The following is a 24,086-nucleotide window of genomic DNA, read 5'->3' as shown; positions in this document are numbered from 1 at the left end:
CCCCATGCCGCTGCCCACCCAGCCCCTCTCGCCGCTCGACGGCCGATACCAGCGCCAGACCTCGGCGCTCGCCGAGCACCTGTCGGAGGCCGGGCTCAACCGCGCCCGCGTGCACGTCGAGGTCGAGTGGCTGCTGTGGGTCGCCGAGCACCGGCTCTTCGGCGCCGAGCCCGTCGAGGCGGGCGATGCGGATGCGCTGCGGCAGTGGGCGGCCGGGTTCGGCCAGGCCGAGATCGACTGGCTCGCCGAGAAGGAGGCGGTGACGCGCCACGACGTGAAGGCGGTCGAGTACCTCGTGCGCGACCGGCTCGAGCAGCAGGGCCTCGCGCGGCTGTCGGAGGCCGTGCACATCGCGTGCACGAGCGAGGACATCAACAACCTCTCCTATGCGCTCACCATCCGCGCGGCGGTCGCCGACGTCTGGATGCCCGCGTTCCGCGCGGTGATCGACCGGCTGCGCGAGCTCGCCGACGAGCACCGCGAGCGCCCGATGCTGTCGCTCACGCACGGCCAGCCCGCGACCCCGACGACCCTCGGCAAGGAGCTCGCGGTCGTCGCGTGGCGGCTCGAGCGCCAGGCGCGGCGCATCGAGCAGGTCGAGGTGCTCGGCAAGTTCGCCGGCGCGACCGGCACCTTCTCGGCCCACGTCGTGGCCGAGCCCGGCGCCGACTGGCCTGCCACCGCATCCGCGTTCGTCGAGCACCTCGGGCTCACCTGGAACCCGCTCACGACGCAGATCGAGTCGCACGACTGGCAGGCCGAGCTCTTCGGCGCGATCTCGCACGCCGGCCGCATCCTGCACAACCTCGCGACCGACGTGTGGACGTACATCATGCTCGGCACGTTCACGCAGATCCCGGTCGCGGGCGCCACCGGCTCGTCGACGATGCCGCACAAGATCAACCCGATCCGCTTCGAGAACGCCGAGGCGAACCTCGAGATCGCCTCGGCGCTGCTCGAGTCGCTCTCGGCCACGCTCGTCACGAGCCGCCTGCAGCGCGACCTCACCGACTCGTCGACCCAGCGCAACATCGGCGTCGCGCTCGGCCACTCGCTGCTCGCGCTCGACAACCTGAAGCGGGGCCTGTCGGAGATCGCCGTCTCGGACACCGCGCTCGACGCGGCGCTCGAGGGCAACTGGGAGGTGCTCGCCGAGGCGATCCAGACGGTGATCCGCGCCGAGGTGCTCGCGGGCCGCTCGTCGATCGCCGACCCCTACGCGCAGCTCAAGGAGCTCACGCGGGGGCAGCGCGTCGGCCAGGCCGAGCTCGTCGCGTTCGTCGACGGGCTCGACATCTCAGGGGAGGCGAAGGAGCGCCTGCGCCGCCTCACGCCGGCCGCGTACACCGGCGTCGCGAGCGCGCTCGTCGACCGGCTGCCGTAGCGGGGCGGCGCGTGCTCGAGATCCCCGACTTCGCGCCGCACGCGCCCGTCGACGCCGCGACGGCCGCGGCCTACGAGGGACTCGTGCCGGAGGAGGTGCTCGAGCTCTGGGAGCGCTACGGCTACGGCTCGTTCGGCGACGGCTTCGTGCGCGTCGTCGACCCGCACGCCTACGAGGCGCGCATCGGCAACCTGCTCGGCAAGATGATCGGCGACGGCCGCGCGGTGCCGATCATGGTCACGGCGCTCGCCGACGTGGTGCTGTGGGAGCCCGATCGCGGCGTCACCGGTCTGCTGCTGCGGCAGCGCCGGGCGGTCGGCCTCGGCTCGCGGCCGCGCACCCTGCTGCAGCTGACGGCGAAGCACGGCCGGGCACACCTCGCGCGCGCCTTCGACTGGGCGCCCTACCCGGAGGCCGTCGCGCGCCTCGGGGCACCCGCCTACGACGAGGTGCTCGCGCACCTGCCCGAGCGCGCCGACGAGCCGGCGCCGGCGCTCGAGGCGCTCGCGCGGCGCGCGGCGCTGCCGACGGTGGAGGCGCTGCTCGACCGGCAGGGGCCGATCCTGCACTGAGGCGCAGGGCGATCCGCACCGCGCGCCGACCGCCAAGCGCCGAGCGCCGAGCTTCGCCCGAGCCCCACCCCGGCCTCGCCCCAGCCTCACCCCGGCCGGCAGTGCCAGGCTGGAGGCATGCGAGCCACCATCCTGCACGCGCCCGGCGACATCCGCGTCGAGACCTGGGCCGACCCCGTCATCGAGCGACCCACCGACGCGATCGTGCGCGTCGTCGCCGGCTGCGTCTGCGGCTCCGACCTCTGGCCCTACCGCGGCGCGAACGCCGTGCCCGAGCCGCGCACGATCGGCCACGAGGCGATCGGCGTCGTCGAGGCGGTCGGCGGCGACGTCGGGCGCGTGCGCGTCGGCGACTTCGTCATCGTGCCGTTCGACCACTGCTGCGGCCGCTGCGTGCACTGCCTCGCGGGCCAGACGCAGGGCTGCGTCGAGCTCGCGATGACCGCGAGCGGCCAGGCCGAGCTCACGCGCGTGACGAACGCCGACGCGACGTGCTTCGTGCTCGACGAGGCGCCGGATGCCGCCCGGCACGCGGCGGTGCTCGCGCTCAGCGACGTGCTGCCCACCGGCTACCACGCGGCCGTCTCGGCGGGCGTCGAGCCCGGCATGACGGCGGTCGTGGTCGGCGACGGCGCGGTCGGCCTGTGCGGCGTGCTCTCGGCGAGGCGGCTCGGCGCCGAGCGCATCATCGCGCTCAGCCGCAATCCCGAGCGCCAGCGCATCGCGACCGTCTTCGGCGCGACCGATCTGGTGCCCGAGCGCGGGGACGACGCCGTGGAGGCGGTGCGCGAGCTCACCGGCGGGGTCGGGGCGGATGCGGTGCTCGAGTGCGTCGGCACGGAGGAGTCGATGGTCACGGCGTTCCGCGTCGCCCGCCCGGGCGCGACCGTCGGCTTCGTGGGCGTGCCGCACGGCGCCGCGATCCCGTGGCCCGTCGCGTTCCGCGGCAACATCGGCTTGCGCGGCGGCATGGCGCCCGTGACGCGCTACCTGCCGGAGCTCGTGCCGGCCGTCCTCGCCGGCGACCTCGACGCATCCGCGGTCTTCGACCTCGAGCTGCCGCTCGAGCAGGCGCCCGAGGCGTACGCCGCGATGGACGAGCGGCGCGCGGTCAAGGTGCTGCTGCGGCCCTGATGGCCGCGGACGCGACGCGGCCCGCACCCGGTCGATCCGGATGCGGGCCGCGTCGTGCATGGGCCTAGAAGACCGCGGGCGTGCGCACGGGCTCGGAGGCGAGCGACGTGCGGGGCTCGGTGATGGGCGTGAGCCCGGCCTCGACCTCGGCGCCGAGCGCCGCGTCGACGTTCTTCCAGTACTGGATCGCGCGCTCGCGGATCTCGGGCACGCGCGTCTTGCCGACGTGGCCGACGATGTTCGACACGAGGCGCGCGCGCTCGGCGTCGGTGAGCACCTCGCGCACGAGGGTGCCGGCCTGGCCGAAGTCGTCGTCCTCGGGGTGGAGCGTCACGGCCGAGCGCACGAGCTCGCCGTCGCTGTGCCAGCCGCGGTCGTCGCCGGCGGCTGCCGGGTCGGCCGCGGGGCCGCCGAACGAGTTGGGGGCGTAGACCGGCGCGCTCGCGGGGCCGAAGCTGTAGCGCATCGAGCCCTCCTTGTCGTAGGAGCGCACCTCGGCGGCCTTGGCCTGGTTGACCGGCAGCTGCGCGTGGTTCGCGCCGATGCGGTAGCGCTGCGCGTCGGCGTAGCTGAAGATGCGCGCCTGGAGCATCTTGTCGGGGCTCGAGGCGATGCCCGGGACGAAGTGCGCGGGGCTGAACGCCGCCTGCTCGATCTCGGCGAAGTAGTTCTCGGGGTTCCGGTTGAGCGTCATCTGGCCGACCTCGATGAGCGGGTAGTCGCCGTGCGGCCACACCTTCGTGAGGTCGAACGGGTTGAACCGGTAGGTCGCGGCGTCCTCGTAGGGCATGACCTGCACGAAGAGGGTCCACGACGGGAAGTCGCCCTCCTCGATCGCGCTGTAGAGGTCGCGGATGTGGTGGTCGGCGTCGCTGCCCGCGAGCTGGTCGGCCTCGGCCTGCGTGAGGAAGTCGTTGCCCTGGTTGGTCTTGAAGTGGTACTTCACCCAGAAGCGCTCGCCCGAGGCGTTGATCCACTGGTAGGTGTGCGAGCCGAAGCCGTCCATGTTGCGCCACGTCTTCGGCAGGCCGCGGTCGCCCATCAGCCACGTCACCTGGTGCGCCGACTCGGGGCTCAGGGTCCAGAAGTCCCACTGCATGTCGTTGTCGCGCAGGTGGCTGCCCGGCAGGCGCTTCTGCGAGCGGATGAAGTCGGGGAACTTGATGCCGTCGCGGATGAAGAAGACGGGCGTGTTGTTGCCGACGAGGTCGTAGTTGCCCTCGGTCGTGTAGAACTTCAGCGAGAAGCCGCGCGGGTCGCGCCACGTGTCGGGGCTGCCCTGCTCGCCGGCGACGGTCGAGAAGCGCGCGAGCAGCTCGGTCTCGACGCCCGGCTGGAAGAGGGCGGCGCGGGTGTACGCGCTCACGTCGTGGGTCGTGACGAACGTGCCGTATGCGCCGCCGCCCTTGGCGTGCACGACGCGCTCCGGCACGCGCTCGCGGTTGAAGTGGGCGAGCTTCTCGACCAGGTAGTGGTCGGTCAGCGCGATGGCGCCGTCGGCGCCGACGGACTGCGAATGCGCGTCGCTCGCGATCGGGGTGCCGACGCTGTTGGTGGTGGGAGTCGTCATGTCGTCCTCGTCCTTCTCGTCTCGTGTTCGTGGTTGGCAGGTGGTCCAGGGCGCGGCGGAGCCGCGCGCGCTCGTGCGGCGAGCGGATGGGCGTCGTCGCCCGGGTGCTGCGGGTGCGGCCGGCGGTCAGGCCGTCGGCACGGGGGGCGCGGCGGCGCCGGCCGCGACGCAGTCGGCGCACAGGCCGACGAACGTCACCTCGGCCGCCGCGACGGCGAAGCCCGGCGGGGCGTCGGCGTGCAGGCAGGGCGCCTCGCCGACGACGCAGTCGACGTCGTCGACCCGGCCGCACCGCTCGCACACGGCGTGGTGGTGGTTGTCGCCGATGCGGCGCTCGTAGCGCGCCGCCGAGCGCGCGGGCTCGAAGCGGCGCACGAGCCCGGCCGCCGTGAGGTCGCCGAGCACGTTGTGCACCGACTGCACCGAGATCTCGCCGCCGGCGGCGACGAGCTCGCGATGGAGCGCATCGGCGTCCGCGTGCGGCAGCGCGTCGAGCGCGCCGAGCACCGCGAGCCGGGGCTGCGTCACGCGCAGCCCGTGCTCCCGCAGCAGCTCGGCATCCGTCATGCCCTCACCCTATCGCTATCGTGAACGATTCAAAAGAACCGTCGGCGCGCGGCGTGCCGCCCCCCCCCCTCGTCCCCGGGCGCTACGGCAGCAGACCGGCGAGGCCCGACTGCTCGAAGAGCGCGAGCCTGCTCGCGGCGTCGCGCGCGAGCAGGAAGCCGACGATGCCGACGATCCACGCGGTGTTCTCGGCGCTGTTGAGCTGGAGCCACTGCGTGAGCCGCGAGAGCGGCGGCTCCACGAGCCGGCGCAGCAGCACGCGCCCCGCGAGGAGCAGGAGCGCCGGCGCGATCATCACGGCGCAGTAGGCCGCGAGCACCGCGAGGAGGAGCGGCACCGGCAGGTCCTCCTGCGACACGAGGCCGATGGCCGCGAGGTACGGCAGCATCGTCGCCAGCTCGAGCGCGCCGGCGCCGAGCGCGACGCCGACGAGCGCTCCCGTGCCCCGCCCATCCATCGCCGCGTCGCGCCAGCCGGCGAGCCGACCGGGCGGCCGCTCGAGGATCGCCGCGGCCTCGGGCGAGCCCGGCTTCGGCGCCGGTCGGCCGAGGAGCAGGGCTCCGCCGAGCAGCGCCGCGCCCAGCACGAGCTGCACCCAGAGGAGCGGCTGACTCTCGCTCATCGCCTCGAGGGCGCTCGTGAACCAGCCCGCGCCGAACGAGAGCACGAAGCCGACCGCGAGGTGGAACGCCGCGATGGTCGCGAGGTACACGAGCACGCGCACGACACGCAGCCGGCCGGGCGTCAGCAGGAAGAACAGCGGGATGAGCAGCGTGCCGATGCTGAGGCTGTCGATGAGCGCGAGCGCGCCGAGGGAGAGGGCGAGAGCAGGTTCCACGCTCCGACCCTCGCGGCGGCCGCCCTGCGCGCGCGTCGCCCGAAGGTCGCGAGCTGCCGCGCGCGCGTACATCCTTCGGCCGACGGCGCGCGGGCAGGCGCCGTGCTGGAATGAGGGCATGGTCGACGCCCCGCATCCGCTGATCGCGCGCCTCCGCGCGTGGAGCGTGCCGCTCACGGCGGCCGCGACGCTGGCGCTCGGCTGGCTCTTCCTCGCGCTCGACATCTCGAGCGTGCTGGCCGCACCGCTCGTGCTGCCCGAGCTCGCGGTCGGGCTGCAGGCGCTCCTGCTGCCGGTCGCCTGCACGGTGATGCTCGCGAAGCGGCGCGCGCCGCTGCGCGCCCTCGCCGCCGGCACGGCGCTCTTCGCCGTCGACCTCGCGCTCGGCGGCAGCCTCGGCATGCTGCTCGTGCTCATCGACCTGCTGCACGCCGCGACGCTGCACACGAGCGACCGCGGGCGGCGCGCGCTGCTGCTGCTCGTCGCCGCGGTCGCGGTCGTGGGCACGCTGCTGACGTTCGCGCTCACCGGCGACGCGCGCCAGGCGGTGCTCGCGGCCCTCTCGCTCTTCGCGGTGCTCGCGACGCCCTACTGGTGGGGCCTCGCGGTGCAGCGCGAGCGGGCGCGCGCCGCCCTCGAGGCGCAGCGGGCGGACGACCTGGCGCAGCTCGCCGCCCTCGAGCAGCACGGCGCGGTGCGCGAGGAGCGCTCGCGCATGGCGCGAGACCTCCACGACGCGATCGCGAGCGAGCTCGCCGCGATCGCGATCCACACCGAGGCGGCGCTCGCCGCGCCCGCACCCGCGCGAGCGTCGCTCGAGACCATCCGCGCCGCGAGCCTCCGCAGCCTCGAGCAGATGCGCTCGATGATCCTCGTGCTGCGCTCGGGCGGCGATCCACCCGCAGCACCCGACCGGCTCACCGACGCCGACGGCATACTCGACCGAGCGCGCGAGCTCGGGCTCTCGGTGACGCTCGAGGGCGATCCGCCGCCGATGCCGGTCGCCGTCGACCAGGCGGCCGGCCGGATCCTGCAGGAGTCGCTCACCAACGCGATGAAGCACGCGCCCGGCGCGCCCGTCGCGGTGCGGGTGGCGCGGGCGGGCGACGCCCTGACCCTGCGCATCGACTCGGCGATGGATGCTGCGGGAGCGTTCGCCCCGCCGCCCTCCGCGGGTCTCGGCGTGCGGATGATGCGCGAGCGCGCCGCCGCCCTCGGCGGCGACCTCACGGCGGGCCCCGACGCCGGAGGAGGTGCCCGATGGACGGTCCGAGCGACGCTGCCCCTACACGCGTGACCGACGCGCCGCGCGTGCTGATCGCCGACGACCACGCGGCGATCCGCGGCGGACTGCGGCTGCTGCTCGAGGCGGCGGGCGTCGACGTCGTCGGCGAGGCCGGCGACGGCCGTGCCGCGGTGCGCAACGCCCGGACGCTGCGTCCCGACGTCGTGCTCATGGACGTGCGGATGCCCGGCACCGACGGCATCGCGGCGACCCGCGCGATCCTCGAGGAGGGATCGGCCCACGTGCTCGTGCTCACGACCTTCGACCTCGACGAGTACGTCTTCGGCGCGCTGCGCGCGGGGGCTGCCGGCTTCCTCCTGAAGTCGGCGGATGCGGCGACGCTCGTCGACGCGGTGCGCCGGGTCGCGCGCGGCGAGGGCGTGATGGCCCCCGAGGTGACGCGGCGCGTGCTCGACGCGTTCGCCGCGACGCCCGAGCCTGCGGCAGCGGCGCCGCCCGCCGGGGTGGCCGAGCTGACCGCGCGCGAGCGCGACGTGCTCGCCGGGCTCGGCGCCGGGCTGTCGAACGCCGAGCTCGCCGAGCGGCTCGGCATCAGCGCCGCGACGGCGAAGACCCACGTCTCGCGCGTGCTCGGCAAGCTCGGGTGCACGAGCCGACTGCAGGCGTCGATCGTGGCGCGCGAGGCCGGGCTCGCGGGCTGAGCTACGGCAGCGACTCCGGGTCGTCCTGGAACTGCCGCAGCTCCTGCCGGCAGCGGCAGGCCGCCGCGGTCTTCGCGGCCCAATGCACCGCATCCGCCCGGCTGGGCACGTCGATGATCGTGTAGCCGCCCTCGAGCCTGGCCGTCTGCGGGTAGGTGCCCTCCTCCTCCCGGCCGTCCGCCGAGACGAGCGTGGGCCGCACCGATTCGTCGATGCCGCCGCCGAACACCCACACGCCGGCGGCCTTCGCCTCGCGCACGACGGCGTGCGCGTCGTCGGCAGCCGCCTGCAGGCCGCCTTCGTCGAGCTGCATCTCCCCGCTCGGGAACGAGATCATGAACAGCGGCATCGGGGCCTCCCGGTTCGCGCCGGCCGTCCGCGGCCGGATCACCCGAGCAGGATACGCGCGGGCGCCCCCGCTGTCACTGCTCGTCCGGGAACGCGGTGATGACCTGGCCGGTGCCGAGCCCGACGCCCACGGTCACCATCCACGAGCGCGGCTCGTCGGCGCCGACGAGCTCGACGAGCACGTCGTAGTTGACGATGTCGTCGCGGTAGGGCTCCACCCGGGTCGGCTGCTCGAGCGCGCGGTCGATCGCGAACACCGCGACGTCCTCCCACGAGGCGCCGATCGGGTCGGCGAGCTCGCCGAAGTCACCGGTGTGCCCGTCGGCGATGTGGCGCCAGCCGGCGCCGGAGGCGTTGCCGCACGTGAGGGTCGCCGAGCCCGCGGGCACGTCGAGCGCCGGCCACGCGGCGCGGTCGAACGACTCCCATCTCTCGCGCCCCGAGACGCCCTCGCAGTCGCCGTCGGGATCGACGTCGTGCGCGGCGGCATCGAACACGAGGCCCTCGGCCACGAGGTGCGGGCCGTCGGGCGCGGCGCCGGACGCGGTGGGCGACGAAGCGGGCGCGGGCTCGGCCGATCCCTGCCCCGCGGGCCCGACGACGGCGCAGCCGCTCACCGCGACCGCCGACGTCAGCAGCAGCGCCGCGACGCGCGGCGCCCGGCTCACGGCTCGAAGCCCTCGCGCTTGTCGAGGTCGGCCGACGACCGGCCCTTGGGCTTGATCGCGAGCATCATCGTGGCGGTGAGCAGCAGCGTGGCGATGAAGCCGATGCCGCCGAAGACGAGCGCGAGCACGACGTCGCGCACGGCCAGCAGGATGACGAGACCGATGAAGACGCCCACGCCGCCGGCGAAGGCGAGGTACTCGAAGGGCTTCAGCCGCTGCCGGCGCGAGGGCTGGTCGGGGGTGGGGCGCTGATCGCTCATGCATCGCTCCGCTCGCTCGTGGTGGTGCGCGCCGGGCGCGCGGAGAGGGCCGCGAGCGCGTGGTAGACGCCGACGATGACGGCGTACGCGCCGACGAGGCCGGTGAGGGTCACGGCGTCGCGCAGCAGCGCGAACACGAGGCCCAGGAGGATCGTGAGGACGCCGACGGCGCGCCAGTCGCGCGCGAGCCGCAGGATGCGCGGCTCCGTGACGGCACGCATCCGCCACCACGCCCGCAGCTCGAGCGCGCCCGCCGGGATGGCCCACGCCGCGACCGCGAGGCCGAGCGCGAGCTCGGTGGCCGAGACGGCGCCGAGCACGGCGGCGACGACGGCCATGACGGCCGTCCAGGCCGCGACCGGCACGGGCCACGCGCCGGCTCCCTCGGGCACGGCGCGGCGGCCGGCGAAGAGGGCGAGCGCGGTGCCGCCGAGCAGCAGCGCGAGCGCGATGAGCCCCACGAGCGGCGAGTGCAGCTGGATGAACGGCAGCGGCAGGCCGACGAGGAGGGCGGGGACGGCTCGCAGCGCAGGGAGGTGCCAGAGCTGCAGCCCCTGCGAGGCGGTCGGCGTGGCGGTCACGGGTCTCCTCACAGTTCCCCTCGATCCTACCGTCGCTCGCCGACCGGGCGTCCGGCCGAGGAGCGTAGCCTGGAGCGCATGACGCTCGAGAGCCACCGGCCGTTCATCGAAGACCTCTACCGCGAGCTCCACGCGAGCCCCGAGCTCTCCAACCGGGAGCATCGCAGCGCCGCCCGCATGGCCGAGCTGCTGCGCGGGCTCGGGTTCGAGGTGCACGAGCAGGTGGGCGAGGCGACCGGCGTCGTCGGCATCCTGCGCCGCGGCGAGGGTCCGACCGTGCTCGTGCGCGCCGACATGGATGCGCTGCCGGTCACCGAGGCCGAGCAGGTGCCCTACCGCTCGACCGTCACCGACCAGCTCGACGGCCAGACCGTCGGCGTCATGCACGCGTGCGGCCACGACACGCACATGGCGGGCCTGCAGGGCGCGCTCCACGTGCTCGTCGACCAGGACGACTGGTCGGGCACGATCGTCGCCGTCTTCCAGCCCGCAGAGGAGGTCATGCAGGGCGCCGCGGGCATGCAGGACGCGCTGCGCGAGCTGCTGCCGGGCGGCATCGACGTCGCCCTCGGCCAGCACGTCATGCCCGGCGCCGCCGGCGAGGTGCAGACCGCGGCCGGGCCGATCATGGCCGCGAGCGACCACTTCATCGTGACGGTGCGCGGCCGAGGCGGCCACGGCTCGCAGCCCGAGAAGACCATCGACCCGATCGTGCTCGCGGCGAGCATGGTGCTGCGGCTGCAGACGATCGTCTCGCGCGAGGTCGCACCGGCCGAGCGTGCGGTGCTCACGATCGGCACGTTCCACGCCGGCAACAAGCAGAACATCATCCCCGACCAGGCGCGCTTCGAGATCAACATCCGCACCTTCGAGCCGGCCGTGCGGCAGCGCATGATCGCCGCGATCGAGCGCATCGTGCAGGGCGAGTGCCAGGTGGCGGGCGCGCCGCCCGCGCTCATCGAGACCGGCGACATCGCGCCGCTCACGATCAACGACGCGGATGCGGCCGCCCGCGTGGGCGCGGCGTTCGACGCCGAGTTCGGCGAGGCCCATGTGCCCTCGCCGCAGTACCTCGGCTCGGAGGACTTCAGCTACCTGCCCGCCGTCTGGGGCGCGCCGTACGTCTTCTGGATGTACGGCGGCTTCGACCCGCAGCTCGTCGCCGAGGCCCGCGAGCGCGGCACCTTCGACCAGGACGTGCCCTCGAACCACGCCCCGAACTTCATCCCGGTGCTCCAGCCGACGCTCGACACGGCGACGCGCGCGATGGTCGCGGCGGTGCGGGCCTTCCTGGCCTGAACCCCGCCCGCCCGGCCGCGGCACCGCATCCGGGCCGGGAATGCGCGCGCCTCGAGCGCGTTGTCTGACATCGGCGCGCGCGGCGACGCGCGCGCACGCAGCTTCCCCCTACCCCTGAGGAGACCCATGTCCGAGCGCCCCAAGGTCGGCATCATCGTCGGCAGCACCCGCCCCGTCCGCGTCGGCCGACCCGTCGCCGACGAGCTCGTCGCGCTGCTCGAGGATGCCGGCGCCGAGGCGATCATGCTCGACCTCGCCGAGCTGCGCCTGCCGCTGCTCGACGAGGCGCTGCCGCCCGCCTCGGGCGTGCGCACCGAGCCGCACACCATCGCGTGGGCCGAGCGCATCGAGGCCCTCGACGGCGTCGTGTTCGTCACGCCCGACTACAACTCGGGCTACCCGGCCGCGCTCAAGAACGCGATCGACTACCTCAAGCACGAGTGGGTCGGCAAGCCCGCCGCCGTCGTCTCGTACGGCTGGGCCGGCGGCCGCTCGGCGGCCGCCCAGCTGACCGCCGTGCTCGCCTACATCGGCCTCGACCTGCAGGGCGAGGGCGTGCAGATGGCGTTCGAGCCCACCGACTTCGACGAGTCGATGCGCATGGTCGACGCCGCGGCCTTCGTCGGCCGCTCGATCGAGGGCCTCCGCGAGCTCGCGCAGCAGGTCGTCGCGGCATCCGCCGCCGAGCGCGTCGCCGTCTGAGACGACCGCACCGCACCACGAGGGGCGGATGCGCTGCCGAATCCGGCGGCGCATCCGCCCTTCGCGTCGCCGCCGACGGCTCGGACGCAGCGCCGTGCCTAGGCTGGGAGCATGATCGCCGTCATCCTCTCGTTCTCCGACGACCCCGCCAGGCTCGACCTGCGCCCCGCGCACCGCGAGCGCTCGGCGGCGCTGGCCGAGCAGGGCGTGCTGCTGGCCGGCGGCCCGTTCGCCGACCAGTCGGGCGCGCTGCTCGTCTTCGCGACCGACGACATGGAGGTCGTGCGCGCGGCGCTCGACGACGACCCGTACTACTCGGCCCCCGGCGTGCGGGTCGAGACGGTGCAGCCGTGGACGATCGCGAGCGGCGGGATCCCGAGCGCCTGATCGAGCGCGTCAGCGGCGCACGCCGAGCCGCGACAGCACGCGGTCGGCGAGCGGCTTGCCGCCCGTCTGGCACGTGGCGCAGTACTCGAAGGTCGAGTCGGCGTAGATGACCTGGCGCACGGTGTCGCCGCACACCGGGCACGCCTCGCCCTTCCGGCCGTGCACCCGCATCCCCTGCCGCTTCTCGGCTTTGAGCGACGCGGCGGGCACGCCCATCGCGCGCTCGACGGCGTCGCCGAGCACCTGCCGCAGCGCCTCGTAGAGCCGGTGCACCTCATCGGCCGGCATCGAGGCCGGGTGGAACGGCGACATCCGCGCGGCGTGCAGGATCTCGTCGGAGTAGGCGTTGCCGATGCCGGCGATGCGCTGCTGGTCGCGCAGCACGCCCTTGATCTGCGCGCGCCCCGCGTGCGCGAGGATCGCGGCGAAGCGCTCCTCGGTGAAGGCGTCGTCGAGCGGCTCGGGACCGAGGGTCGCGATCGACAGCACCTGGTCGGGATGGTGCACGACGTGGATGGCGAGCCGCTTGTGCGTCGCCTGCTCGGTGACGTCGAAGCCGTCGCCCCCGGCGCCCGGACCGATCCCGTCGGGGCCGGCCGCAGCCTGCCCGTCGGACGCTTCGAGGATCGCGCGCGCGGCGAGCGGCCCGCGCCCCCGGCCCGCGGTCGGCCGCGGAGCGGCCTCGCGCCACCGCACCCAGCCGGAGCGCGCGAGGTGCAGCACGAGGAACAGCCCGCCCTCGACCCCGAGCACGAGGTGCTTGCCGCGCCGGTCCGCGCTCGTGAACGCGGCGCCGCGCAGCGCGTCGACGGATGGGTCGAAGGTCTTGAGCGCGGCGATCTCGGTGACGTCGACGCGACGGATCACGCGGCCGACCAGGCGCCCGCGCAGATCGGCCGCGAGTGCCTCGACCTCCGGCAGCTCCGGCATGCGCCCAGTCTGCACCCCCGCGCCCACCTGGCGGCGCTCGACTCCCGAGGCTCGAGTCCCGGCGCTCGAGCGGGCGCGCGCCTCGCCCGCGCGCACATGAGACGCCTCTCACCGAGCGCTCCTCACCGCCTCACGCGCGATCGCGAGAGTGGTGAGCACCAGCCCACGAGCATCCGCTCACCGCACACAGGAGGAACACCATGCACACGAAGTGGATCGCGATCAGCACCGTCAGCGCGCTCGGTCTCGGCGCCATCGCCGCGAGCGCCGCGAGCGTCGCGAACGCCGTCGAGCTGCGCGGCGCCGACGGCGCGCCCGTCGACAGCGCCGTCGTCGAGAAGGCCGTGCGCGGCGACCTGACCGAGCGCGCGAGCGTGCAGATCCGCACGAGCGGCGACCACGCATCCGTCGTCTCGGCGACGACGGCGCAGACGCCCGCCTCGGCACCGTCGGCCACCGCGGCCCCCGCTCCCGCGCAGCAGCAGGCGCCGGTCGCCCAGCAGGCGCAGGACTCCAGCCCGAGCCCCGCATCGGCACCGAGCCCCGCATCGGCCCAGTCCCCGGCCTCGGCGCAGTCGCCGATGTCGGCGCCGTCGCCCGTGTCGGCCCAGACCCCGCCGTCGGCGCAGTCCCCCGTGTCCGCGCAGTCCCCGGTGTCGGCGCAGACGCCGGCGTCGGTGCCCTCGGCCGACTCCCCCGCCTCCGCCGCGTCGAACGACTGAGCACCGCCACACCGCACGACGACGCGCCCCGCCGGTCAGCCCGGCGGGGCGCGTCGTCGTGGCGGGTCAGGCGTCCTTGAGCCGCAGCAGGCGCGCCTGGCCCTCCTCGCGCAGCTCGACGAGCGCGTCCCGCGCGGTCACGAAGTCCGAGAACGACTTGTGGCCGATCGACTTCTCGTTGAAGACCGGGTCCATGCGCTTCATCTGCTCCTTGACGACGTTGGCGTGCAGCCACTCGTCGTCGGTCTTCTGGTGCAGGATGCGGAGGGCCCGCTCGAGCAGGCCCGTCGCGGCGTCCCTGCGCTGGTCGGTCGACATCGCGACCTCGTCCTGCTCGGCGGCGACGGATGCGCTCGTCGCGCGGCGGCGCCGGCGCGCGGGCCTCTTCTCGGCCTCCTGCTCGGCCTCGGCCTCGATCTGCTGCGCCTGCTCGGGCGTCGGCTCGGGCGCATCCGGCTCGGCCTGCTCGATCTGCACGGGCTCGATGCCGGGGAGCGCGTCGTAGTCGGCGAACTCGTCGCACGCCGCGGCGAGCGACTTCGAGGTGCTGCCGGCGACGCCGATGCCGACGACATAGCTGCCGAGCCGCTTCGCGCGCTGCGCGAGCGCGATGTAGTCGCTGTCGCCCGCGACGATCACGACGTGGGTGATGGCGTCGAGCCGGAAGAGGTCCTCGACCACGTCGACCGCGAGGCGGATGTCGGCGCCGTTCTTGAGCGCCCGGGTGGTCGGGAACATCTGGACGAGGTCGACGGCGCGGGCGAGCAGCTGATCGCGGTACGCGGCGTGCGCCGGCACCGACCAGTCGGCGTAGGCGCGGCTCAGCACGATCGAGCCGAAGCTCGAGGCGTAGTCGATGATCGCGCCGAGGTCGACGCGCGCCTCGGCGAAGCGGGTGCGAGCCTTCGACTCGCGGCCGTCCGGCGGCAGGGTGCGCACCTTGTCGCTGTGGAACGCCCCGCGGCCGTGCAGCTGGTCGTACCGTGAGATGAGGATGTTGTCGAAGTCGATGTAGACGGCGACGCGCGCCTCGTGGTCTGTCGGCATGCACTCAGTCTGACAGGCCGCCGCGCGCCGATCCGTGGACTCGGCCACGACATGTGCCTACAGTATTGATCACGCGCCCAACGAGGGGCGCGGGAACGAGAGGCCGGCCGTTGTCGAACGCAGTCGAAGCCACCCGGGCACCGGGCACCGCGACCGATCCCGCGCGCGGCGGCGTGCAGCTCGAGCACGTCAGCAAGCGCTACGGCGAGCAGCTCGCGGTCGACGACGTCTCGCTCGACATCCGCCCCGGCGAGTTCCTCTCGCTGCTCGGCCCCTCCGGCTGCGGCAAGACCACGACGCTGCGCATGATCGCGGGCTTCGAGCACCCCGACTCGGGCGACATCCGCATCTCGGGCGCGAGCGTGCTCGGCCGCCCGCCCCACCGGCGCGACGTCAACACGGTCTTCCAGGCGTACGCGCTCTTCCCGCACATGTCGGTCGCCGAGAACGTCGCCTACGGGCTGCAGCAGCGCCGCACGCCGCGCTCCGAGATCCGCGAGCGCGTGACCGACGCGCTCGACATGGTGCAGATGCGGCGCTTCGCCGACCGCAAGCCGACGATGCTCTCGGGGGGCCAGCAGCAGCGCGTCGCGCTCGCCCGCGCGCTCGTCAACCGCCCCGCCGTGCTGCTGCTCGACGAGCCGCTCGGCGCCCTCGACCGCAAGCTGCGCGAGGAGATGCAGCTCGAGCTCAAGCTCCTCCAGTCGCACATCGGCATCACGTTCGTCTTCGTCACGCACGACCAGGCCGAGGCGCTCTCGATGAGCGACCGCATCGCGATCATGCGCGAGGGGCGCGTCGAGCAGCTCGGCGACCCCGACGCCGTCTACGCGCGCCCCGCATCCGCCTACGTCGCCGCCTTCGTCGGGCAGCAGAACTTCTTCGAGGGCCCGCTCGCCGAGGGCGGCCGCGCGGTCGCGTCGTCGCACGTGCTGCTGCGCTCCTCTGGCGGGCCGCTCGCGGCGAGCGAGGGCACCGCGGCGGTGCGGCCCGAGCACGTGCGGATCGAACGCGACACCGGCGAGCCGATGCCCGACGCGAACGCCGTGCGCGGCACGCTGCTCGGCGTCTCGCACCTCGGCGAGACGCAGCAGCACCTCGTGCGCCTCGGCGACGACCAGAGCATCGTCGTGCGTCAGCCCACACCCCAGGCGCTCCACGCGAGCGTCGGCGACGCCGTGCGCTGCTCGTGGTCGCCCGAGCACGTGCAGCTCTTCCCCCGAACCGACGCCGCCGCTGCGGGCGGCCACGTCGACCCCCCGACCCTCTGACCTCGACCCAGCACCAGCAGGAGGCAACGATGCCCACCCCGAAGCGCCCCATCCGCATCCTCGCGACCGCGGAGGCCGTGCCGTTCATCGAGCGCGAGATCTCGCGCCGCCGCTTCCTGAGCCTCGCCGCGCTCGCCGGTGGCACCGCGCTGCTCGCCGCGTGCACGCCCGGGGGCAGCGGCAGCCCGTCGGCATCGCCGGGCGCGAGCGGCGGCGCGCTCGAGGCCGAGCTGTCCATGTACACGTGGGGCGACTACGACGCGCCCGACGTGCTCTCGGGCTTCAGCGACGAGCTCGGGCCGCAGGTGCGGCTCGACTCGTTCAGCTCGAACGAGGAGATGATCGCGAAGCTCGTCGCCGCCCGCGGCACGTCGGGCTACGACATCGTCGTCCCGACCGGATCGTTCATCCCGCAGATGGTCGAGAACGAGCTGCTCATGCCGCTCAACAAGGACCTGCTGCCGAACCTCGCGAACGTCGACCCGCAGTACCTCGGCCGCGAGTGGGACCCCGAGAACCAGTACTCCATCTGCAAGGCGTGGGGCACGACCGGCTTCGTCTACGACAACACCGTCATCACGCGCGAGCTGACCACCTGGGCCGACTTCCTCGACGCCGCCATGAACGAGGCGAGCGGTCGCACGACCCTGCTCGACGACCCCGCGGGCGTCATCGGGCCGTTCTTCTGGCGCGACGACCAGGACTGGAACACGACCGACGAGGCGCAGCTCACCGCGTGCCGCGACTTCCTCGTCGACGAGCTCGCGCAGCACATCGTCGCGTTCGACTCCTACCCCGGCGGCAGCGCCATCCCCCAGGGCACCCACGTGCTCATGCAGTCGTGGAACGGCGACGCGCGCCTCGGCATCCTCGAGTCGCCCGACCCCGACCGCTGGACGTGGGTGCTGCCCGGCCCGGCCACCGAGCTGTGGATGGACAACTGGGCCATCGCGGCGGGCGCGCCGCACCCCGAGGCGGCGCACGCGTTCATCGACTGGTCGATGCGGCCCGAGAGCATGATCGCCAACATGGACTACATCGGCTACCACGTCGGCGGGCGCGACCTCGAGCAGGTCGCGGCGGACGCGGGCCTCGAGATGACCGACCTGCTGTTCTTCACCGACGAGCAGCTCGCGACGATGCACGAGGGCGAGCTCAACGAGTCGCAGGGCCGCCGCGTCGAGATCTGGAACGAGATGAAGGCCGCAGCGGGTGCGTAGGAGGTCGTTCGGCGCGCTGCTGGCGCTCCCGGCGTGGGCGTGGCTGGGCATCTTCTTCCTCGCGCCCGTCGCGATGGTGATCTGGTTCAGCTTCGGCTACAAGCCGGGCATCTTCGGCACGCACGCCAACGACGTCCTCTCCTTCGACCGCTACGTCGAGGCGCTCTCCCCGACCTTCGCGGCGACCTTCCAGAACACCCTCTGGGTCGGCGTGGTCGGCACGCTGCTGTGCTTCCTGATCGGCGCGCCGGTCGCCTACTGGATGGCCTTCAAGGTGCGGCCCGAGCGGCGCGGGCTCATGCTCGCGCTCGTGCTCATCCCCTTCTGGACGAACTTCCTCATCCGCACGATCGGGTGGCAGGTGATCCTCGCGCCCGAGGGCTGGGCGTCGCAGCTGCTGCAGGCGATCGGACTCGGGCCGATCGACATCCTCTACACGCGCTCCGCGGTGCTGCTCGGCGTCGTCTACAACTACCTGCCGCTCATGATCCTGCCGCTGTTCGTCGCGTTCGATCGCGTCGGGCCGCAGGTGCGGGAGGCGTCGAAGGACCTCGGGGCGAGCTCGCTCTCGACCCTCCTGCGGGTCACGCTGCCGCTGTCGACGCCCGGCATCATCGCGGGCGTGCTGCTCGTGTTCATCCCGCTCATGGGCGACTACATCACCGCGACCGTGCTCGGCGGCGCGCAGGGCAACATGGTCGGGCAGCTCGTCGCGAGCCAGTTCCAGACCGCGCAGAACTGGGCGCTCGGCTCGGCGATGGCGGTCGTGCTCATGCTCGTGATCGCCGTCACCGTGGCCGTCGGCGCCCTGCTCATCTGGCTGCTCGGCCTGCCGGCGCGGCTGCGCAACCGGCTCGTGCTCGGGCCGGAGCCCGCAGCCGCCGCGCCCGAGCGCGACCGAGCGCGCGACGAGGTGGCCGCGTGAGCGCCGTCGAGCGGGGGCGCCGCGCACGCCGCCCGGCGACCGACGCGCTGCTGACGGTCTGGGGCGTCCTCGTGCTCCTGTTCCTCTTCGCGCCCATCATCGTCATCGTCGTCTACTCGTTCAACACGGGCCGCCTGCTGGTCTCGTTCGACGGCTTCGGGCTCGACGCGTTCCGCACGATCGTCGACAAGCCGGTCGTGCAGGATGCGGTGCGCGTCTCGGTCGTGACGGCCGCGATCGCCGCGATCATCGCGACCGCGATCGGCACCCTCGCCGGCATCGCGATGGCACGGCATCCCGGCAAGTGGGTGTGGTGGTTCCTGGGCCTGCTGCTGCTCGTGTCGGTCACGCCCGAGATCGTCGACGCGATCGCGCTGCTGCCGTGGTTCGTCTTCCTCGGCCAGGACCTCGGGATGCCGCTGTTCGACAACGGCTACGTGCGCCTGTCGATCGGCTCGTCGCTGTTCGCGACCGCGGTCGTCTCGTACATCGTGCGCGCCCGGCTCGTGGGCCAGGAGGCGAACCTCGAGGAGGCCTCGAGCGACCTCTACGCGACGCCGTTCACGACGTTCCGCCGCGTCACGCTCAAGCGCGCGATGCCCGCCGTGCTCGCGGGCTTCCTGCTCGCGTTCACGCTGAGCCTCGACAACACGATCATCGCCGCGTTCGTGCAGGTCTCCGGCACGACGCCGTGGCCGGTGTACGTGCTCTCCGCGGTGCGCTCGGGCCTGCGCCCCGAGATCGCGGCGGTCTCGACCATCATGCTCGTGCTCACGCTCATCGCGCTCGCCGTCGTGGCGCTCGTGCTGCGGCGCGCGGGCGACTCGGCGACGCAGATCGCGCGCACGATGGCCGGCGGCTGAGCCGGCACGGAAGGAGCCCCATGCCCCACGCCGACCTCGTCCTCGCCGGCGGTCCCGTCTTCACCGCGGACGCCGCGCGCAGCCGCGCGAGCGCCGTCGCCGTCACCGGCGGCCGCATCGTGGCGGTCGGCGGCGATGCCGTGCGCGAGCTGATCGGCCCCGACACCGAGGTCGTCGACCTCACGGGGCGGATGCTCGTGCCCGGGTTCCAGGACGCGCACGTGCACCCGGTGTCCGGCGGCCTCGAGCTGCTGCGCTGCGACCTCGCCGAGGCCGCGACCGAGCCCGAGTACCTCGAGACGATCGCGCGTTACGCGGCCGAGCACCCGGACGAGGAGTGGATCCTCGGCGGCGGCTGGGCGATGTCGGCGTTCCCGGGCGGCACCCCGACCGCGGCGGCGCTCGACCGCGTGCTGCCCGACCGGCCGGCGTTCCTCCCGAACCGCGACGGGCACGGCGCGTGGGTCAACTCGGCCGCGCTGCGCCTCGCGGGCATCGACCGGCGCACGCCCGACCCGGTCGACGGCCGCATCGAGCGCGACGCCGACGGCGAGCCGACCGGCACGCTGCACGAGGGCGCGATGTCGCTCGTCAACCGCCTCGTGCCAGAGGCGGGGCCCGAGCTGCTGCACGAGGCGCTGCTCGCGGGCCAGGGCTACCTGCACTCGTTCGGCATCACCGCGTGGCAGGACGCCATCATCGGCGACTACTCCGACCTCCGCGACCCCGGCGAGACCTACCGCCGCGCGGCGGCGGACGGGTCGCTCACCGCGCGCGTCGTCGGCGCGCTCTGGTGGGATCGCACCTCGGGGCTCGAGCAGATCCCGTCGCTCATCGAGCGGCGCGAGCGGTTGAGCGGCGGACGCTTCCAGGCGACGAGCATCAAGGTGATGCAGGACGGCGTGGCCGAGAACTTCACCGCGGCGATGCTCGAGCCCTACTGCGACCACCACGGCCACCCGACCGACAACGCGGGGCTCTCGTTCGTGCCGCCCGAGGTGCTGCGTGAGGCGGTCGCGCAGCTCGACGGCCACGGCTTCCAGGTGCACTTCCACGCGATCGGCGACCGCGCGGTCCGCGAGTGCCTCGACGCCGTCGAGCACGCGATCGGCCGGAACGGCCGCAGCGACGGCCGCCACCACATCGCGCACATCCAGGTGATCCACCCCGAGGACGTGCCGCGCTTCCGCGAGCTCGGCGTGACCGCGAACATGCAGTCGCTGTGGGCGACGCTCGAGCCGCAGATGGTCGAGCTCACGCTCCCCTTTCTCGGGCAGGAGCGCGCGGCGTGGCAGTACCCCTTCGGCGACCTGCTACGCGCCGGTGCGACCCTCGCCGCCGGGAGCGACTGGTCGGTCTCCTCGCCGAACCCGCTCGCGGCCATCCACACCGCCGTCAACCGGCAGGCCGCGCCCGGCTTCGAGGAGGGCGACTACGAGCCGTTCCTGCCCGAGCAGGCGATCGACCTCGCGACCTCGCTCGCGGCGTACACCGCCGGGTCGGCGTGGGTGAACCACCTCGACGGCGACACCGGGTCGATCCGCGTGGGCGCCTTCGCCGACCTCGCCGTGCTCGATCGCGACCCGTTCGCCGGCCCCGCCGAGGAGATCGGGGCGACGCGCGTGCTGCAGACCTTCGTCGACGGGGCGCGCGTGTTCGCCGCCGACGACGCGTGAGCCGGGCGGGGAAGCGGGTGGGAGCCGTGGGGAGCACGGTCTTCGAGCGGCAGGCGCCGAGCGCCACCGCGGTCGCGCACAGCCTCGCGCAGACGCGCACGGGCGTCTTCTGGACCGAGGACGTGCCGGAGCGGCTGCGGCCGCGACGCGCGGCGCTGCGCGGCTCGGCGAGCGCCGACCTCGTGGTCGTCGGCGGCGGGTACTGCGGGCTCTGGACGGCGCTGCTCGCGAAGGAGCGCGACCCGTCGCTGCGCGTCGTCGTGCTCGAGGCGCACCGGGTCGGCTGGGCCGCGTCGGGCCGCAACGGCGGCTTCTGCGAGGCGAGCCTCACCCACGGCGACGACAACGGCGAGCGCCGCTGGCCCGACGAGATGCCGGAGCTCCGCCGGCTCGGCATGGCGAACCTCGACGCGATCGAGGCTGCCGAGGCGCGCTACGGCATCGACTTCCAGTTCGAGCGCACCGGCCAGCTCGCCGTCGCGGTCGAGCCCCACCAGGTCGCGTGGCTCGAGGAGGCGGCGGCCGAGGCGGACGCGGACGCCGGCGCGGTGCTGCTCGACCGCGACGCGGTGCAGGCCGCGATCGCCTCGCCGACCTACCTCGCGGGGCTGTGGGAACGCCGCACGTGCGGCATGGTGCACCCCGCGCTCCTCGCCGCCGAGCTCGCCCGCGCCGCCGAGGAGCGGGGCGTCGAGATCCTCGAGCGCTCGCGCGCGACAGGCATCGACACCCCGCCCGCCGGCCACGTGACCGTCATGACCGACGCCGGCAGCATCCGCACCCGACACGTCGCCCTCGCGACGAACGCCTTCCCGTCGCTGCTGCGCCGAAACCGCCTCATGACCGTGCCGGTCTACGACTCCGTGCTCATGACCGAGCCGCTCACCCGCGAGCAGCGCGCCGCGATCGGCTGGGAGGGCCGTCAGGGCGTGAGCGACATGGCCAACCAGTTCCACTACTACCGGCTCACGCGCGACGACCGGCTGCTCTTCGGCGGCTACGACGCCGTCTACCACTACGGCGGCCACGTCGACCTGCGATACGAGCACACCCCCGAGGTGTGGCAGCGGCTCGCGAGCCACGTGCTCACGACCTTCCCGCAGCTCGAGGGCGTGCGCTTCTCGCACCGCTGGGCGGGCGCGATCGACACATCGACGCAATTCACCGCGTTCTTCGGGCACGCGCGCGAGCGCCGCGTCGCGTACGCCGCGGGCTTCACAGGGCTCGGGGTCGCCTCGACCCGCTTCGCCGCGGAGGTGATGCTCGACCTGCTCGAGGGCGCCGACACCGAGCGCACCCGGCTCGAGATGGTGCGGCGCAGGCCCGTGCCGTTCCCGCCCGAGCCGCTCGCCGCGATCGGCATCAACGCCACCCGGTGGTCGCTCGACCGCGCCGACCACCGCGAGGGTCGTCGCAACCTGCTGCTGCGCTCGCTCGACGCGCTCGGCCTGGGCTTCGACTCGTGAGCCGGCTGCAGCCCGGCGTGGCCGTCGACGCGCTCGGCACCGCCGTCGACCTCGAGCCCGTGGCGCGCGAGCAGGTGCTCGGCGGCGCGCCCCGCACCGGATGGACGATGCTCGACGAGGGCATCGGCGTGTGGGAGATGACACCGGGCGCGATGCGCGACGTCGAGGAGGACGAGGTGTTCGTCGTGCTCGCCGGCTCGGCGACGGTCGCCTTCCTCGAGCCCGCGCTCCCCGCCGTCGAGCTGCGCCCGGGCACCGTGCTGCGGCTGCGCTCCGGCATGCGCACCGAGTGGACGGTGCGCGAGACGCTGCGGAAGGCGTTCCTGTCGTGACGGCGAACGGCGGCGTCTCGTTCTGGTGGCAGCAGCTCGGCGTGCCCGAGCAGCGGCCGGCGCTCGACGGCGATCTCGACGTCGACGCCGCGATCGTCGGCGCCGGCCTCACGGGCCTGTGGGCGGCGCACGCGCTCGCCGCGCAGCAGCCCGGCATCCGGATCGCGGTGCTCGAGCGCCGCTTCGCGGGCTTCGGCGCGTCTGGCCGCAACGGCGGATGGCTCACCAACTCGGTCACGGGCGGCCGCGCGCAGTACGAGCGCACCCACGGGCGGCACGCGGCGATCGCGCAGCAGCGCGCGATGGACGATGCCGTCGACGACGTCATCCGGTGGGCGGCGGAGGCGGGCGTCGACGCCGACATCGTCAAGGGCGGCGAGCTCGAGATCGCCCGGACCCCCGCGCAGCTCGCGCGCCTGCGGTCGGCGCACGCCGCCGAGGCGACGTGGCCGGGCACCGACGTCGAGCTGTGGGGCGCCGCCCAGCTGCGGGAGCGCATCCGCGTCGACGGCGCCCTCGGCGGGCTCTGGCACCCGCACTGCGCCCGCGTGCACCCCGCGAAGCTCGTGCGGGGCCTCGCGCGCGAGGTCGAGCGCCTCGGCGCGCGCATCTACGAGGGCACGACCGTGCGCGAGATCCGGCCCGGCCTGGCGATCACCGACCGCGGCACCGTGCGCGCCGAGCACGTGCTGCGCGCGACCGAGGGCTTCACCGCGGATCTCGCCGGGCACCACCGCGACTGGCTGCCGATGAACTCGTCGATGATCGTCACCGATCCCCTGCCGCGGTCGTTCTGGGATGCGGTGGGCTGGCGGGGCGGGGAGACGCTCGGCGATTTCGCGCACGTCTACATGTACGCCCAGCGCACCGCCGACGACCGGATCGCCTTCGGCGGCCGCGGGGTGCCCTACCGCTATGGCTCGCGCGTCGACGACGACGGGCGCACGCAGGAGCGTGCGGTGCGGAGCCTCACCGAGCTGCTGCACGCGTTCTTCCCACTGGCGGCCGACGTGCCGATCGCGCACGCGTGGTCGGGCGTGCTCGGGGTGCCGCGGGACTGGTCGGCGAGCGTCGGCCTCGATCGCGCGACCGGGCTCGGCTGGGCCGGCGGCTACGTCGGCACGGGGGTGACCGCGACGAACCTCGCCGGGCGCACGCTCGCCGACCTCGTGCTCGGTCGCGACACCGAGCTGACCCGCCTGCCGTGGGTGGGCCACCGCGCGCCGCGCTGGGAGCCGGAGCCGCTGCGCTGGCTCGCCGTGCAGGGCATCTACGGCGCCTACCGGCTCGCCGATCGGCACGAGTCGATGGGCGGCCGCCGCACGTCCCCGATCGCGAGCCTCGCCGACCTGATCTCCGGGCGGTAGCGCGACGCGC

The 24,086-nt window shown here is 74.0% G+C and carries 26 protein-coding genes; 17 read left to right on the top strand and 9 right to left on the bottom strand.

Features of this window, described 5'->3' with window-relative positions:
• The first annotated feature begins 4 nt into the window (after positions 1-4).
• The 3 genes from purB to BLT67_RS07750 all read left to right on the top strand — a co-directional run bounded on the left by purB (position 5) and on the right by BLT67_RS07750 (position 3,090).
• A complete protein-coding gene (gene purB / locus BLT67_RS07760; RefSeq protein ID WP_092666488.1) occupies positions 5-1,384 on the top strand; it encodes an adenylosuccinate lyase in 1,380 nt (459 codons plus the stop codon).
• A gap of 11 nt (positions 1,385-1,395) precedes the next feature.
• Positions 1,396-1,956: a GAD-like domain-containing protein gene (locus BLT67_RS07755; protein ID WP_092666487.1), complete on the top strand. Its 561-nt coding sequence runs from the start codon at positions 1,396-1,398 to the stop codon at positions 1,954-1,956.
• Between the two features lie 117 nt (positions 1,957-2,073).
• Complete coding sequence (locus BLT67_RS07750; RefSeq protein ID WP_092666486.1) at positions 2,074-3,090, top strand: zinc-binding dehydrogenase; 1,017 nt, start codon at positions 2,074-2,076, stop codon at positions 3,088-3,090.
• A 64-nt stretch (positions 3,091-3,154) separates the two neighbouring features.
• On the opposite strand, the gene BLT67_RS07745 is transcribed toward BLT67_RS07750, so the two are convergent.
• The 3 genes from BLT67_RS07745 to BLT67_RS07735 all read right to left on the bottom strand — a co-directional run bounded on the left by BLT67_RS07745 (position 3,155) and on the right by BLT67_RS07735 (position 6,065).
• The gene (locus BLT67_RS07745; RefSeq protein ID WP_092666485.1) at positions 3,155-4,660 is read right to left on the bottom strand and encodes a catalase; all 1,506 of its coding nucleotides are present in this window, start codon (positions 4,658-4,660) and stop codon (positions 3,155-3,157) included.
• Between the two features lie 126 nt (positions 4,661-4,786).
• On the bottom strand, positions 4,787-5,227 hold the full coding sequence (locus tag BLT67_RS07740; protein ID WP_092666484.1) for a Fur family transcriptional regulator: 441 nt from the start codon (positions 5,225-5,227) through the stop codon (positions 4,787-4,789).
• Positions 5,228-5,309: 82 nt separating this feature from the next.
• Positions 5,310-6,065, bottom strand: coding sequence for a GAP family protein (locus tag BLT67_RS07735; protein ID WP_092666483.1), 756 nt, complete (start codon positions 6,063-6,065; stop codon positions 5,310-5,312).
• Between the two features lie 118 nt (positions 6,066-6,183).
• Between BLT67_RS07735 and BLT67_RS07730 the strand changes: the two genes are divergently transcribed.
• A complete protein-coding gene (locus BLT67_RS07730; protein WP_092666482.1) occupies positions 6,184-7,362 on the top strand; it encodes a sensor histidine kinase in 1,179 nt (392 codons plus the stop codon).
• Positions 7,359-8,012, top strand: a complete 654-nt coding sequence (locus tag BLT67_RS07725) for a response regulator transcription factor (RefSeq protein WP_231945441.1) — start codon at positions 7,359-7,361, stop codon at positions 8,010-8,012. Before BLT67_RS07730 ends, BLT67_RS07725 begins: the two co-directional genes overlap by 4 nt.
• Position 8,013: 1 nt before the next feature.
• Here BLT67_RS07725 and BLT67_RS07720 read toward each other — a convergent pair whose 3' ends face one another.
• From BLT67_RS07720 to BLT67_RS07705, 4 genes are all read right to left on the bottom strand, one after another.
• Positions 8,014-8,361 (bottom strand): YciI family protein, encoded by a 348-nt coding sequence (locus BLT67_RS07720; protein WP_092667581.1) that lies wholly within the window; start codon positions 8,359-8,361, stop codon positions 8,014-8,016.
• A gap of 73 nt (positions 8,362-8,434) precedes the next feature.
• Complete coding sequence (locus tag BLT67_RS07715; protein ID WP_092666480.1) at positions 8,435-9,028, bottom strand: hypothetical protein; 594 nt, start codon at positions 9,026-9,028, stop codon at positions 8,435-8,437.
• Entirely contained in the window at positions 9,025-9,288 is a 264-nt protein-coding gene (locus BLT67_RS07710; RefSeq protein ID WP_092666479.1) for a hypothetical protein, read from the bottom strand. Before BLT67_RS07710 ends, BLT67_RS07715 begins: the two co-directional genes overlap by 4 nt.
• On the bottom strand, positions 9,285-9,869 hold the full coding sequence (locus BLT67_RS07705) for a hypothetical protein (RefSeq protein ID WP_092666478.1): 585 nt from the start codon (positions 9,867-9,869) through the stop codon (positions 9,285-9,287). The genes BLT67_RS07710 and BLT67_RS07705 overlap by 4 nt, the downstream gene beginning before the upstream one ends.
• A 78-nt stretch (positions 9,870-9,947) precedes the next feature.
• On the opposite strand from BLT67_RS07705, the gene BLT67_RS07700 reads away from it, so the two are divergent.
• The 3 genes from BLT67_RS07700 (at position 9,948) to BLT67_RS07690 (ending at position 12,257) form a co-directional block, all read left to right on the top strand.
• Positions 9,948-11,168 (top strand): amidohydrolase, encoded by a 1,221-nt coding sequence (locus BLT67_RS07700; RefSeq protein ID WP_092666477.1) that lies wholly within the window; start codon positions 9,948-9,950, stop codon positions 11,166-11,168.
• A 126-nt stretch (positions 11,169-11,294) separates the two neighbouring features.
• Entirely contained in the window at positions 11,295-11,870 is a 576-nt protein-coding gene (locus tag BLT67_RS07695; protein ID WP_092666476.1) for an NADPH-dependent FMN reductase, read from the top strand.
• A gap of 111 nt (positions 11,871-11,981) precedes the next feature.
• Positions 11,982-12,257: a YciI family protein gene (locus BLT67_RS07690; RefSeq protein WP_092666475.1), complete on the top strand. Its 276-nt coding sequence runs from the start codon at positions 11,982-11,984 to the stop codon at positions 12,255-12,257.
• Positions 12,258-12,266: 9 nt separating this feature from the next.
• On the opposite strand, the gene BLT67_RS07685 is transcribed toward BLT67_RS07690, so the two are convergent.
• Positions 12,267-13,187 (bottom strand): Fpg/Nei family DNA glycosylase, encoded by a 921-nt coding sequence (locus tag BLT67_RS07685; protein WP_092666474.1) that lies wholly within the window; start codon positions 13,185-13,187, stop codon positions 12,267-12,269.
• A gap of 200 nt (positions 13,188-13,387) precedes the next feature.
• Between BLT67_RS07685 and BLT67_RS07680 the strand changes: the two genes are divergently transcribed.
• Positions 13,388-13,909 carry a hypothetical protein gene (locus BLT67_RS07680; RefSeq protein ID WP_092666473.1) on the top strand — a complete coding sequence of 174 codons (522 nt, stop codon included), beginning with the start codon at positions 13,388-13,390 and terminating at the stop codon, positions 13,907-13,909.
• A gap of 66 nt (positions 13,910-13,975) precedes the next feature.
• On the opposite strand, the gene BLT67_RS07675 is transcribed toward BLT67_RS07680, so the two are convergent.
• A complete protein-coding gene (locus BLT67_RS07675) occupies positions 13,976-14,956 on the bottom strand; it encodes an NYN domain-containing protein (RefSeq protein WP_092666472.1) in 981 nt (326 codons plus the stop codon).
• Between the two features lie 110 nt (positions 14,957-15,066).
• Here BLT67_RS07675 and BLT67_RS07670 point away from each other — a divergent pair, with 110 nt between their 5' ends.
• Genes BLT67_RS07670 through BLT67_RS07640 form a run of 8 tightly spaced genes read left to right on the top strand, consistent with a single transcriptional unit; the run spans position 15,067 to position 24,076 of the window.
• Entirely contained in the window at positions 15,067-16,227 is a 1,161-nt protein-coding gene (locus BLT67_RS07670) for an ABC transporter ATP-binding protein (protein ID WP_092666471.1), read from the top strand.
• Between the two features lie 29 nt (positions 16,228-16,256).
• A complete protein-coding gene (locus BLT67_RS07665; RefSeq protein WP_092666470.1) occupies positions 16,257-17,447 on the top strand; it encodes a polyamine ABC transporter substrate-binding protein in 1,191 nt (396 codons plus the stop codon).
• The gene (locus BLT67_RS07660) at positions 17,440-18,372 is read left to right on the top strand and encodes an ABC transporter permease (RefSeq protein WP_092666469.1); all 933 of its coding nucleotides are present in this window, start codon (positions 17,440-17,442) and stop codon (positions 18,370-18,372) included. The genes BLT67_RS07665 and BLT67_RS07660 overlap by 8 nt, the downstream gene beginning before the upstream one ends.
• Positions 18,369-19,235 carry an ABC transporter permease gene (locus BLT67_RS07655; protein WP_092666468.1) on the top strand — a complete coding sequence of 289 codons (867 nt, stop codon included), beginning with the start codon at positions 18,369-18,371 and terminating at the stop codon, positions 19,233-19,235. The genes BLT67_RS07660 and BLT67_RS07655 overlap by 4 nt, the downstream gene beginning before the upstream one ends.
• Before the next feature lie 20 nt (positions 19,236-19,255).
• Positions 19,256-20,911: an amidohydrolase gene (locus BLT67_RS07650; RefSeq protein ID WP_092666467.1), complete on the top strand. Its 1,656-nt coding sequence runs from the start codon at positions 19,256-19,258 to the stop codon at positions 20,909-20,911.
• A 26-nt stretch (positions 20,912-20,937) separates the two neighbouring features.
• Positions 20,938-22,377 carry an NAD(P)/FAD-dependent oxidoreductase gene (locus BLT67_RS07645; RefSeq protein ID WP_092666466.1) on the top strand — a complete coding sequence of 480 codons (1,440 nt, stop codon included), beginning with the start codon at positions 20,938-20,940 and terminating at the stop codon, positions 22,375-22,377.
• Entirely contained in the window at positions 22,374-22,709 is a 336-nt protein-coding gene (locus BLT67_RS13715; RefSeq protein ID WP_231945440.1) for a cupin domain-containing protein, read from the top strand. Before BLT67_RS07645 ends, BLT67_RS13715 begins: the two co-directional genes overlap by 4 nt.
• The gene (locus BLT67_RS07640) at positions 22,706-24,076 is read left to right on the top strand and encodes an NAD(P)/FAD-dependent oxidoreductase (protein WP_231945439.1); all 1,371 of its coding nucleotides are present in this window, start codon (positions 22,706-22,708) and stop codon (positions 24,074-24,076) included. The genes BLT67_RS13715 and BLT67_RS07640 overlap by 4 nt, the downstream gene beginning before the upstream one ends.
• Positions 24,077-24,086: the final 10 nt, after the last annotated feature.

It is taken from the genome of Agrococcus carbonis (assembly GCF_900104705.1).
Lineage (GTDB): Bacteria > Actinomycetota > Actinomycetes > Actinomycetales > Microbacteriaceae > Agrococcus > Agrococcus carbonis.
This window is presented reverse-complemented; position numbering and strand designations above follow the sequence as displayed.

Bases quoted from the DNA above. Each gene is read 5' to 3' on its own strand.
- purB (WP_092666488.1), top strand. From the start codon at position 5: ATGCCGCTGCCCACCCAGCCCCTCTCGCCGCTCGACGGCCGATACCAG.
- BLT67_RS07750 (WP_092666486.1), top strand. From the start codon at position 2,074: ATGCGAGCCACCATCCTGCACGCGCCCGGCGACATCCGCGTCGAGACC.
- BLT67_RS07745 (WP_092666485.1), bottom strand. From the start codon at position 4,660: ATGACGACTCCCACCACCAACAGCGTCGGCACCCCGATCGCGAGCGAC.
- BLT67_RS07740 (WP_092666484.1), bottom strand. From the start codon at position 5,227: ATGACGGATGCCGAGCTGCTGCGGGAGCACGGGCTGCGCGTGACGCAG.
- BLT67_RS07730 (WP_092666482.1), top strand. From the start codon at position 6,184: ATGGTCGACGCCCCGCATCCGCTGATCGCGCGCCTCCGCGCGTGGAGC.
- BLT67_RS07720 (WP_092667581.1), bottom strand. From the start codon at position 8,361: ATGCCGCTGTTCATGATCTCGTTCCCGAGCGGGGAGATGCAGCTCGAC.
- BLT67_RS07710 (WP_092666479.1), bottom strand. From the start codon at position 9,288: ATGAGCGATCAGCGCCCCACCCCCGACCAGCCCTCGCGCCGGCAGCGG.
- BLT67_RS07700 (WP_092666477.1), top strand. From the start codon at position 9,948: ATGACGCTCGAGAGCCACCGGCCGTTCATCGAAGACCTCTACCGCGAG.
- BLT67_RS07695 (WP_092666476.1), top strand. From the start codon at position 11,295: ATGTCCGAGCGCCCCAAGGTCGGCATCATCGTCGGCAGCACCCGCCCC.
- BLT67_RS07690 (WP_092666475.1), top strand. From the start codon at position 11,982: ATGATCGCCGTCATCCTCTCGTTCTCCGACGACCCCGCCAGGCTCGAC.
- BLT67_RS07685 (WP_092666474.1), bottom strand. From the start codon at position 13,187: ATGCCGGAGCTGCCGGAGGTCGAGGCACTCGCGGCCGATCTGCGCGGG.
- BLT67_RS07680 (WP_092666473.1), top strand. From the start codon at position 13,388: ATGCACACGAAGTGGATCGCGATCAGCACCGTCAGCGCGCTCGGTCTC.
- BLT67_RS07675 (WP_092666472.1), bottom strand. From the start codon at position 14,956: ATGCCGACAGACCACGAGGCGCGCGTCGCCGTCTACATCGACTTCGAC.
- BLT67_RS07665 (WP_092666470.1), top strand. From the start codon at position 16,257: ATGCCCACCCCGAAGCGCCCCATCCGCATCCTCGCGACCGCGGAGGCC.
- BLT67_RS07650 (WP_092666467.1), top strand. From the start codon at position 19,256: ATGCCCCACGCCGACCTCGTCCTCGCCGGCGGTCCCGTCTTCACCGCG.